Here is an 11,605-nt window from a genome sequence, read left to right as displayed (position 1 = left end):
TATGAGTGACAACCTGATCGAAATCCGTGACCTCAACGTGGCCTTCAGCGGCCAGACCGTGGTACGCAACCTGTGCCTGGACATCCGCCCCGGCGAATGCCTGGCACTGGTCGGCGAATCCGGCTCTGGCAAATCGGTGACCGCCCATTCGATCCTGCAACTGCTGCCTGAAAACGGCACGACTACCACCGGCAGCATTCGCTATCGCGGGCAGGAATTGATCGGCACCGACATCAAGACCTTGCGCGAGCTGCGCGGCAACCGAATCGCGATGATCTTCCAGGAGCCGATGACCTCCCTCAATCCGCTACACAGCGTTGAAAAGCAGATCGGCGAAACCCTGCTGCTGCACCGAGGCTTGGGCGGCAAAGCGGCGCAAGCACGGATTCTCGAGTTGCTGCAACTGGTAGGCATCCAGAAGCCCGAAGAACGGCTCAAGGCTTATCCCCATCAACTCTCTGGCGGTCAACGGCAACGGGTGATGATCGCCATGGCCCTGGCTTGCGAGCCGGAATTGCTGATCGCCGACGAGCCGACCACCGCGCTGGATGTGACGGTGCAGCGCAAGATCCTGTTGTTGCTCAAATCCCTGCAACAACGACTCGGCATGTCGCTGCTGTTGATCAGCCACGACCTCAATCTGGTGCGCAGCATCGCCCAACGGGTATGCGTGATGAAGGCCGGGGAAATCGTCGAACAGGCGCCTTGCGAAACACTGTTCACCGAGCCGAAACATCCTTACAGCTGCATATTGCTGCACGCTGAACCGGAAGGTGAAGCCCTGCCCCGGGATGAGCGTGAAAAAGTGCTGGAAGTGGATAATTTGCAGGTGCATTTCGCCATCGGTGGCGGCCTGTTCCAGCGTAAAACCTATCTGCGTGCGGTGGACGACATCAGTCTGAATGTTCAGCGTGGCAAGACGCTGGGCATCGTCGGTGAGTCCGGTTCGGGCAAGTCCACCCTCGGTCAGGCGATCCTGCGTTTGCTCGATTCGCAAGGCAGCATTCGCTTTCAGGGCGAGGCCCTGGATGGCTTGACACAGAAGCAGCTGCGACCGTGGCGCAAGAAGATGCAGGTGGTGTTCCAGGACCCCTTCGGTAGTCTCAGCCCGCGAATGTCCGTGGCGCAGATCATCAGTGAAGGCCTTGAGGTTCACAGCCAATCCACCCCGGACGAATGCGAAGCCCAGGTGATCCGGGTGCTGGAAGAAGTTGGGCTCGACCCGCAAAGCCGTCATCGCTATCCGCACGAATTCTCGGGTGGCCAACGCCAACGCATCGCCATTGCCCGCGCACTGGTGCTGAAACCGGCGCTGATCCTGCTCGACGAACCGACTTCGGCGCTGGATCGCACGGTGCAAAAACAAGTGGTCGCCCTGCTCCGTCAGCTTCAGGAAAAATACGGCCTGACCTACCTGTTCATCAGTCACGACCTGGCGGTGATACGCGCCCTGGCCCACGACATGATCGTGATCAAGGACGGCAAAGTGGTGGAAAGCGGCGCGAGCCACACGGTGTTCGACTCGCCGCAGCATCCCTACACCAAAGAGCTGTTGGCGGCGGCGCGTCCGGGGTGGGCATAATCGGCGTCATGCCGTTGGACCGTGTAGCGGCCATCGCGAGCAGGCTCGCTCCCACAGGGGATTTGTGAACGACACAGATCGACTGTAGGAGCGAGCCTGCTCGCGATGGGGCCCGAACAAACACCACACATTCTGGATATGACACCGATGAACACCACCGAAAGCCTCAAGGACTACCAGCGCGTTCGCACCCTGGCGATCCGCTCGCTGTTCGAAATCATCGAGCAATCGAGCGAAGGCACGGTGATTGTCGACCGCGACGCGAACATCGTCTGGATGAACGAGCGTTATGCCCGGCGTTTCGGTCTCGAATCGGCCGCAGGTGCGATCGGCCGGGCCTGTGAAAGTGTGATCCCTGGCAGCCTGTTGCGTGAGGTGGTGCGCACCGGACGACCGATCCTGCTGGACATGCAAGACACCCCCAAGGAACCGCTGGTGGTGATGCGTCTGCCGATTCACGACGATGCCGGCGCGGTGATCGGCGCCATCGGTTTTGCCCTGTTCGATGAATTGCGTAGCTTGTCGCCGATGCTCAAGCGCTACCTGAGCATGCAGGAAGAACTCGCCTCCACCCGCTCGCTGCTGCGGGCACGGCAGACCAAGTACAACTTCGCCCATTTCATCGGCACAAGCGCCGCCAGCCTGGAAGTCAAACGTCGCGCCCGGCGCAGCGCCAGTGCCGAGTCTCCGGTGTTGCTGCTGGGCGAAACCGGTACTGGCAAGGAACTGCTGGCCCAGGCGATCCACGGCGCCTCGCCTCGGGCGCACAAAGCGTTCGTCAGCATCAACAGCGCGGCGATCCCCGAGTCGCTGCTGGAAGCCGAGTTCTTTGGCACCGCCCCCGGCGCGTTCACCGGCGCCGATCGCAAGGGCCGCACCGGCAAGTTGCAGATCGCTCAGGGCGGCACGCTGTTTCTCGATGAGATCGGCGACATGCCGCTGCCGCTGCAAAGCAAATTGCTGCGGGTGTTGCAGGAAAAGGAATTCGAGCCGGTGGGCTCCAACGAAGTGATCCAGAGCGATGTGCGAGTGATCGCGGCCACCTCCACCGACCTGGAAGCGGCGATCAAACGCGGCGAGTTTCGCGCCGATTTATATTACCGCCTCAACGTGCTGCCGATTCAGGTCCCGCCCCTGCGTGATCGCCTCGACGACCTGCCGGCCCTCAGTGAAGCGATCCTCGAAGAGCTGCGCAGTCAGCACGAACTGAACCCCGAAGCCTTGAATTTGTTGGGTCAACACGCTTGGCCAGGGAACATCCGCGAACTGCGCAATGTTCTGGAGCGTGCGGCATTGCTCAGTGATGATTTGATGCTGAACGTGGCGGATATCCGCGCGGCGATTGGCAGTGTTGTCCCGGTGCAGCGTGTGGCGCCCTTGGCCATCGAGCCGGTTGCCCATGAGACTTTCAGTGAAGCTCGCGAACGGTTTGATCGGCAGTTGATTGAAGCGACCCTCGCGCAATGCGGCGGGAAGGTTATTGAAGCGGCGGCACGGTTGGGGCTGGGGCGGTCGACGTTGTACAAGAAGATGGTGGCGTTGGGGATTGCAGAGTCTCCATAAAGAGACACGTATCTCCATTTGTAGATCGATTTTCAAGATCAAAAGATCGCAGCCTTCGGCAGCTCCTACGGTGATTTCTGCGTTTCCCTGTATGAGCTGCCGAAGGCTGCGATCTTTTAAGGCGCTCAAACGTCTCCAAACAGAGACAAACATCCTCCACAACATTCAAAAAAAATATAAATCCTTTATATTTCAGCAACTTATATATCTGGCACGAAACTCGCTTTAGCCCTTCCCACAAAGCTTCACCCTACAAAAATAACAATCGAAGGAGACACACCATGAGTGTGATCATTGCCTTGGCAGCCCTCACGCTGCTGATGGTGGCTGCTTACCGTGGCTACAGCGTTATCCTCTTTGCCCCGATCGCCGCCCTCGGCGCCGTCCTGCTCACCGACCCTTCCGCCGTTGCCCCCGTCTTCACCGGGGTGTTCATGGAAAAAATGGTCGGCTTCGTCAAACTGTATTTCCCGGTGTTCCTGCTCGGTGCCGTGTTCGGCAAGCTGATCGAGTTGTCGGGCTTCTCCCGCTCCATCGTCGCAGCGGCCATTCGCTTGCTCGGCACCCGTCAGGCGATGCTGGTGATCGTGCTGGTCTGCGCCCTGCTCACTTACGGCGGCGTGTCGCTGTTTGTGGTGGTGTTTGCGGTCTACCCGTTTGCCGCCGAGATGTTCCGCCAGAGCAATATCCCCAAGCGCCTGATCCCGGCGACCATCGCCCTCGGCGCATTCTCGTTCACCATGGATGCCCTGCCCGGCACCCCGCAGATCCAGAACATCATCCCCAGCACCTTCTTCAACACCACCGCCTGGGCCGCGCCGTGGCTGGGTGTGATCGGCACGATTTTCGTGTTCTGCGCCGGCATGCTGTTCCTTCAAAGCCAGCGCAACAAGGCCCAGCGCAGCGGTGAAGGGTATGGTTCAGAGCTGCGCAACGAGCCGGAAACCGCGCCGGATATCAAGCTGCCCAACCCGTGGATCGCGCTGTCGCCGCTGTTGATGGTGGGCCTGATGAACCTGCTGTTCACCCGCTGGATTCCGCTGTGGTACGGCAAGACTCACAGCCTCTCGTTGCCAGGCATGGCTGCACCGGTAACCACCGACATCGCCAAACTGACCGCGATCTGGGCGGTCCAGGCTGCCTTGCTGGTGGGCATCGTCATGGTGCTGGTGTTCGCCTTTCAGACGATTCGCGGCAAGTTGGCCGAAGGCAGTAAAAGTGCGGTCAGCGGCGCGCTGCTGGCGGCGATGAACACCGCGTCGGAATACGGTTTCGGTGCAGTGATCGCCTCGCTGCCAGGTTTTCTGGTGCTGTCCGGTTGGCTCAAGAGCATTCCCAACCCGCTGGTCAACGAAGCGATTACCGTGACCCTGCTGGCCGGCATCACCGGTTCGGCGTCGGGCGGCATGAGCATCGCCCTGGCGGCGATGTCCGAGACGTTCATCAGTGCCGCCCATGCCGCCAACATTCCATTGGAAGTGCTGCACCGGGTCGCCGCGATGGCCAGTGGCGGCATGGACACCCTGCCGCACAACGGCGCGGTGATTACGTTGCTGGCGGTCACCGGTTTGACCCACCGCGAAGCCTACAAAGACATTTTCTGTATTACGCTGATCAAGACACTCGCTGTTTTTGTGGTGATCGGTACTTTCTACGCCACTGGCATTGTGTGAGGTATTCATGACGACTCTTTCGGGCAAGACCGCACTGGTCACCGGTTCCACCAGCGGCATTGGTCTGGGAATCGCCCTGAGCCTGGCCAAGGCTGGCGCCAACCTGATCCTCAATGGTTTCGGCGATGCGTCCAGGGTGATTGCCGAGGTGGAACAGCTCAATAATAAAAGCGGCGGCAAGGTCGGCCATCACCCCGCCGACGTCAGCGACCCGGCGCAGATCGCCGACATGATCGAGTACGCCGAGCGTGAGTTCGGCGGCGTGGATATCCTGGTCAACAACGCGGGCATCCAGCACGTGGCGTCGGTGGAAGATTTTCCGGTGGAGCGCTGGGACTCGATCATTGCGATCAATCTGTCGTCGGTGTTTCACAGTACCCGTTTGAGCTTGCCGGGGATGCGCACCAAGGGCTGGGGACGGATCATCAACATCGCCTCGGTGCATGGCCAGGTCGGTTCGGTGGGCAAGGCGGCGTACGTTGCGGCCAAGCATGGTGTGATCGGCCTGACCAAGGTGGTCGGCCTGGAAACCGCCACGACGAACGTCACCTGCAATGCCATTTGCCCGGGTTGGGTGCTGACGCCGCTGGTGCAGAAGCAGATCGATGATCGCGCCGCGACCGGGATCGACCCGCAGCAGGCGCAACATGATTTGCTGGCCGAGAAGCAGCCGTCGCTGGAATTCGTGACGCCGTCGCAGCTGGGCGAGTTGGTGCTGTTTTTATGCAGCGAAGCCGGTAGCCAGGTGCGTGGCGCTGCGTGGAATATTGATGGTGGGTGGTTGGCGCAGTAACCCGCCGCTAGCCCCCTGACACTGATCGTTCCCACGCTCTGCGCGGGAAATGCAGCCCGGGACGCTCTGCGTCCCAAAGCGGACGCGGAGCGTCCATTGAGGCATTCCCACGCAGAGCGTGGGAACGAGAGAGGCCAAGCCATGTCCGACATCCTCTGGCAACCCGGCACCGAGCGCATCGGCAAGTCCCACATGGAGGCGTTCCGGCGCTTCGTCAATCAGCGACATGCCCTTGAGATCGCCGACTACCCTGCCCTGCACCAGTGGAGCATCGATCAGCGGGAAGCTTTCTGGCAGGCCATCGTCGATTTCTTCGACATCCGTTTTCACGATCAGCCAGACGCGGTGCTGATTGAGGGCGCACAAATGCCCAGCGCCCAGTGGTTCCCCGGCGCCACGCTGAACTTCGCCGAGCACTTGCTGCGCCGTCGCGACGATGCCGTGGCGGTGGTGGCCATTGGCGAAAACGGCCAACGGGAACAACTGACCTGGGCCGAACTGGCGAGCCATGTCGCCGGTTTTCAAAACGGCCTGAAAGCCGCCGGTGTCGGCCTCGGCGACCGCGTGGCCGCGTGCATGCCAAACACCTGGCAAACATTGGTGGCCATGCTCGCCACCACCAGTCTGGGTGCGATCTGGTCTTGTTCCTCGCCAGACTTCGGTACTCATGGGGTGATCGACCGCTTCGGCCAGATCGAGCCGAAAGTGCTGATCACCTGCGCCGGTTACCGTTACGCCGGCAAAGAGATCGACCAGACCGCCAAGGTCAACGAAATCCTCGGGCAACTGCCGTCCTTGCAGCAGTTGATCGTTGTGCCTTATGCACGACCCCAGGCGCGCATCGAAGACTTCCACAGCCAGGCCAACGTGACGCTCTGGGACGATTTCTACGACCCGGGCGGCGAGCCGCAATTCATTCCCGTGCCCTTCGCTCATCCGCTGTACATCCTCTATTCCAGCGGCACCACCGGCGTGCCGAAATGCATTGTTCACAGCACCGGCGGCGTACTGCTGCAACACGTCAAGGAACATGGGCTGCATACCGATCTTGGCCCCGGCGACCGTTTGTTCTACTACACCACGTGCGGCTGGATGATGTGGAACTGGCTGGTCTCGGCGCTGGCAGTCGACAGCGCCGTGGTGTTGTACGACGGCTCGCCATTTCATCCAGGCCCGGAGCGTTTGATCGACCTGATCGACGACGAACGCATCAACGTCTTCGGCACCAGCCCCAAGTTCCTCACCGCACTGGAAAGCAATGGCCTGAAGCCGTGCGACAGTCATGACCTGAGCAGCCTGAAAACCGTGCTGTCCACCGGTTCCGCGCTGTCCCCGCAAAGCTTCGATTACGTCTATCGCGCGTTCAAGTCCGACCTGTGCCTGTCCTCTATGTCCGGCGGCACTGACATCATTTCGTGCTTTGTGATTGGCAACCCGGTCCTGCCGGTGCGTCGTGGCGAAATGCAGTGCAAGGGCCTGGGCATGGCGGTGGAAGTCTGGAACGACGCCGGTACGCCTGTGATCGGTGAAAAAGGCGAACTGGTGTGCACCCGACATTTTCCGGCCATGCCTATCGGTTTGTGGCACGACCCTGACGGGGAGAAGCTGCGAAAGTCCTATTTCAGCCTGTTCCCCGGTGTCTGGGCCCAGGGCGATTACGCCGAACAACTGCCCCACGGTGGCCTATTGATCCACGGGCGTTCCGACGCCGTGCTCAACCCCGGCGGCGTGCGCATCGGCACGGCGGAAATCTATCGTCAGGTGGAGAAAGTCCCGCAGGTGCTGGACAGCGTCGCCATCGGCCAGCAATGGCAGGATGACGTGCGGGTGGTGCTGTTTGTGAGGTTGCGCGACGGTGTCGAGCTGGACGAAGCGCTGCAACAACAGATTCGCCAGGTCATCCGCGCCAACACCACGCCACGGCATGTGCCGGCGAAAATTGTCGCGGTGACGGACATTCCGCGGACCATCAGCGGCAAGGTGGTCGAGCTGGCGGTAAGGAATGTGGTGCATGGCCAGAAGGTGAAGAACACCGACGCACTGGCCAATCCCGAGGCATTGGAGCAGTTTCGCGACCGCCCTGAATTGAACGACTGAAACGTAGATCCATTGTGGGAGCGGGCTTGCTCGCGAAACGATTTCACATTCAACATTGATGTTGGCTGATAGACCGCTTTCGCGAGCAAGCCCGCTCCCACATTTGATCGTCGTTGCCGGCGCTAGTCCACTAATCCCCATTCCCCCGGCGGTGCATGGGGCCCGGGCGTGGCCTCGGCGTGCATTTTCAGGCGCAGACGCAAGTTGTTCACCGAATCTGCATGTTTCAATGCCTCTGCCTCATCAATCGCGCCCTCGGCAAACAGCCCGAACAGCGCTCCATCAAAGGTCTGCATGCCCGCTTCTGACGACTTCTCCATAATCCCCTTGAGCTCGCCAAGCTCATTGCGCCGGATCAGGTCGCCGATGGTTGGCGTTCCCAACATCACTTCCACCGCCGCCCGGCGCTGCCCATCCCGGGTACGCACCAAACGCTGGGAAACAAAGGCCTTGAGGTTATTGCCCAGGTCATGGAGCAGTTGCGCCCGGCGTTCTTCGGGAAAGAAGTTGATCACGCGGTCCAGCGCCTGATTGGCGTTGTGGGCATGCAAAGTGGAAATGACCAGATGACCGGTATCGGCAAACGCCAGCGCGTGCTCCATAGTCTCGCGATCGCGGATCTCGCCGATCAGCACCACGTCCGGTGCCTGGCGCAGGGTGTTTTTCAACGCCGCATGAAAACTGCGGGTATCGACGCCGACCTCACGCTGGTTAATGATCGACTTCTTGTGCCGATGGATAAACTCGACCGGGTCTTCGATGGTGATGATATGGCCGCTGCTGTGGCGATTGCGGTAATCGATCAGCGCCGCCAACGAGGTCGACTTGCCGGAACCGGTCGAACCGACGAACAATATCAGCCCCTGTTTGAGCATCACGGTTTCGAGCAACACCGGTGGCAGCTTGAGGTCTTCGAAGCGTGGAATGTCGAGTTTGATATTGCGCGCCACGATCGACACATCGTTGCGCTGCTTGAAGATATTGAGCCGAAAGCGCCCGACCCCGGCCAGGGACAGCGCCAGGTTCATTTCCAGTTCGCGATCGAACTCCAGGCGCTGTTCGGCGTCCATGATGGACGCGGCAATGGCTGCGATTTCTCCGGGCTTGAACGGTTGCTCAGCCAGGGCTTTGAGCACACCGTCAAATTTCGCACTGGGTGGCGCGCCCGTGGACAAGTAAAGATCGGAGCCATTGCGGCTGGCCAGAATTTGCAACAGTGCATCGATTTCCATGGCAAAAAACACCCGCGAAGCATTCAATTGAAAAAATGACCCAAAACGGATCATCCAGCGTCTACCGCCATGCAAGGATAGTAGACGCCGCCACACCGACTGACGCAGGACATTGCAATGAACGCACCACCGACCGCCAGCGACGCCCAGGCCTTAATTGCCCGACTGGACTGGACAAACAACCCGCTGGGCGCCGCTGATCACTGGCCACAGAGCCTGCGCACCGCCGTGGACATTGTGATTCACTCGCCAATGCCGATGCTGTTGCTGTGGGGCCCGCAGCTTACCCAGATCTACAACGACGGCTTCGCCCTCCTCGCCGGCAGCAAACACCCTCACGCTTTCGGACAACCGACGCACCTGATCTGGCCAGAACTGAAAGACTTCACCCACCCGATTTACAGCGCCGTCCTACAGGGTCAGGTGCGGACCTACAGCGAACAGCGCTTTACCTTGCAGCGCGACGGACGAGATTCCGACTTCTGGCTGGATTTGACCTACAGCCCCATTCGCAATGAAAGCGCTGAGGTCGCCGGGATTCTGGTCACGGCCATCGAAACCAACGAACGCCGCCGCATCGCCCTGGAGCTGGAACAACGCTCCGCCGCCAGCCTCAAGGCCCAGCACGAAACCGAGCAGCGCCTGCAACTGGCGCTGGCCGCCACCGATGCCGTCGGCACCTGGGACTGGGACATCGGCGAAGACCGTTTCATCGCCGATGCCCACTTCGCGCAATTGCATGGCGTCGATCCGACCATGGCCAGCCAGTTGCCCATCAGTGAATACCTCCACGGCGTGCACCCGGAAGACCGGGCGATGATTGCCCGCAGCATCAAGCACTGCATCACCCATGGCAGCGAGTACGCCGAGGAATATCGCTTGCTGCAGCCCGACGGCCAATTGCGCTGGGTGTTTGCCCGAGGCCGCTGCTACAAGGATCATCATGGCCGACCGATTCGTTTCCTTGGCGCGGCACTCGACCTGACCGAACGCAAACACATCGAACAGGCCTTGCGCCAGAGCCAGACCGAGCTGCAACTGATCATCAACGCCATGCCGATCCTGATCAGTTACGTCGACAGCGAGGAGCGTTTTCGCCTCAACAATGCCGCCTACCTGGAATGGTACGGCCTGACGCCCCAGGAGCTTTACGGCCGCACCGTCCGTGAAGTGCTGGGCGACGAAGCCTATGCCCTGCGCGCCGAATACATTGCCGAAGCGCTGAAAGGCAAGGCCTGCAGTTTCAGCATCAGCGCCGCGCACCGCGATGGCAGCACCCGCCAGGCCCTGATGAACTACCTGCCACGTCATGGCGCGGACGGCGCGGTCAACGGTTTCTACATCTTCGTGATCGACGAAACCGAACGCAAACAGACCGAAGAAGCCCTGCGCAACCTCAACGAAACCCTTGAAGAACGCGTCAGCGCCCGCACTCAGCAATTGGCCGAAGCCAACCAGCGGCTGCAGAACGAGATGTTCGAACGCGAGCGCGCTGAAGATGCCTTGCGGCATGCGCAGAAAATGGAAGCGGTGGGACAGCTCACCGGGGGCATCGCCCATGACTTCAACAACATGCTCACCGGGATCATCGGCAGCCTCGATTTGATGCAGCGCTACATCGCCGACGGGCGCGCCGCCGAGATCGGTCGCTTTACCGAAGCCGCGGTGTCCTCGGCTCACCGCGCCGCTGCCCTGACCCATCGCCTGCTGGCGTTCTCCCGGCGTCAGTCACTGGATCGCAAGCCGCTGAATGCCAATCAGCTGGTGCATTCTCTGGAAGATTTGTTCCGCCGCACCAAGGGCGACCCTATCGAGCTCAAAATAAAGCTGGCCGATGAAGTCTGGCCCGTCAGCACTGACGTCAGCCAACTGGAAAACGCCTTGCTCAACCTCGTGATCAATGCCCGGGATGCGATGCCAGAGGGTGGCGAGCTGCTGATCGAAACCGCCAACGTTCACCTCGACGGTAGCGACATCACCCCCCTGGAACCGGTCACGGCCGGGGATTACCTGATGATTGCCGTCAGCGACAACGGCGCCGGTATGACGCCGTCAGTGTTGGCCAAGGCCTTCGATCCGTTCTTCACCACCAAACCCATCGGTCAGGGCACCGGCCTTGGACTGTCGATGATCTACGGCTTCGCCCAGCAGTCGGGCGGGCACGTCAGCCTTCACAGCCTGCCGGGCCAGGGCACCTGCGTTCGCCTGTATTTGCCACGCCTGCACGTCGCGGTGCCGGAGCACACTCTGGAGCCGCTCACCGGCGAAACTCCGGCAGCGGTGGCCGGTGAAACGGTGGTGTTGGTGGAAGACGATCCGGCGGTGCGCATGCTGGTGCTCGACCTGCTCAATGAACTGGGTTATCACGCCCATGAAGCCGAAGACGCGAAGGCCGCCCTGCCCTTGCTGGAATCCGACCTGCGGGTCGATCTGCTGGTGACCGATGTCGGGCTGCCGGGCATGAACGGTCGGCAACTGGCGGAAATCGCGCGTCAGCATCGCCCGGACCTGAAGGTGTTGTTCATGACCGGTTATGCGGAGAAAGCCGCCGAACGCCAGGGGTTCCTGGAGGAAGGGATGGACATGGTGGCCAAACCTTTTTCCATTGACCTGTTGGCCAACAAGATTCGCACGATGATCGGCCAAGCGGACTGAGTTAAGGCAT

The 11,605-nt window shown here is 60.7% G+C and carries 7 protein-coding genes; 6 read left to right on the top strand and 1 reads right to left on the bottom strand.

Features of this window, described 5'->3' with window-relative positions:
* The first annotated feature begins 1 nt into the window (after nt 1).
* From IB250_RS08525 to IB250_RS08505, 5 genes are all read left to right on the top strand, one after another.
* A complete protein-coding gene (locus tag IB250_RS08525; protein WP_192343759.1) occupies nt 2-1,582 on the top strand; it encodes an ABC transporter ATP-binding protein in 1,581 nt (526 codons plus the stop codon).
* A 147-nt stretch (nt 1,583-1,729) separates the two neighbouring features.
* Nucleotides 1,730-3,145 (top strand): sigma-54 interaction domain-containing protein, encoded by a 1,416-nt coding sequence (locus IB250_RS08520; protein ID WP_192343758.1) that lies wholly within the window; start codon nt 1,730-1,732, stop codon nt 3,143-3,145.
* Between the two features lie 281 nt (nt 3,146-3,426).
* The gene (locus IB250_RS08515; RefSeq protein WP_192343757.1) at nt 3,427-4,818 is read left to right on the top strand and encodes a GntP family permease; all 1,392 of its coding nucleotides are present in this window, start codon (nt 3,427-3,429) and stop codon (nt 4,816-4,818) included.
* Nucleotides 4,819-4,825: 7 nt separating this feature from the next.
* Nucleotides 4,826-5,611 carry a 3-hydroxybutyrate dehydrogenase gene (locus IB250_RS08510; protein ID WP_192343756.1) on the top strand — a complete coding sequence of 262 codons (786 nt, stop codon included), beginning with the start codon at nt 4,826-4,828 and terminating at the stop codon, nt 5,609-5,611.
* A 141-nt stretch (nt 5,612-5,752) separates the two neighbouring features.
* Nucleotides 5,753-7,708, top strand: coding sequence for an acetoacetate--CoA ligase (locus IB250_RS08505; RefSeq protein WP_192343755.1), 1,956 nt, complete (start codon nt 5,753-5,755; stop codon nt 7,706-7,708).
* Nucleotides 7,709-7,830: 122 nt separating this feature from the next.
* Here IB250_RS08505 and IB250_RS08500 read toward each other — a convergent pair whose 3' ends face one another.
* Nucleotides 7,831-8,940, bottom strand: a complete 1,110-nt coding sequence (locus IB250_RS08500; RefSeq protein WP_192343754.1) for a PilT/PilU family type 4a pilus ATPase — start codon at nt 8,938-8,940, stop codon at nt 7,831-7,833.
* Nucleotides 8,941-9,057: 117 nt separating this feature from the next.
* Between IB250_RS08500 and IB250_RS08495 the strand changes: the two genes are divergently transcribed.
* The gene (locus IB250_RS08495) at nt 9,058-11,595 is read left to right on the top strand and encodes a PAS domain S-box protein (RefSeq protein WP_192343753.1); all 2,538 of its coding nucleotides are present in this window, start codon (nt 9,058-9,060) and stop codon (nt 11,593-11,595) included.
* The last annotated feature ends 10 nt before the right edge of the window (nt 11,596-11,605 follow it).

Source organism: Pseudomonas sp. PDM09 (assembly GCF_014852305.1).
GTDB lineage: Bacteria > Pseudomonadota > Gammaproteobacteria > Pseudomonadales > Pseudomonadaceae > Aquipseudomonas.
This window is presented reverse-complemented; position numbering and strand designations above follow the sequence as displayed.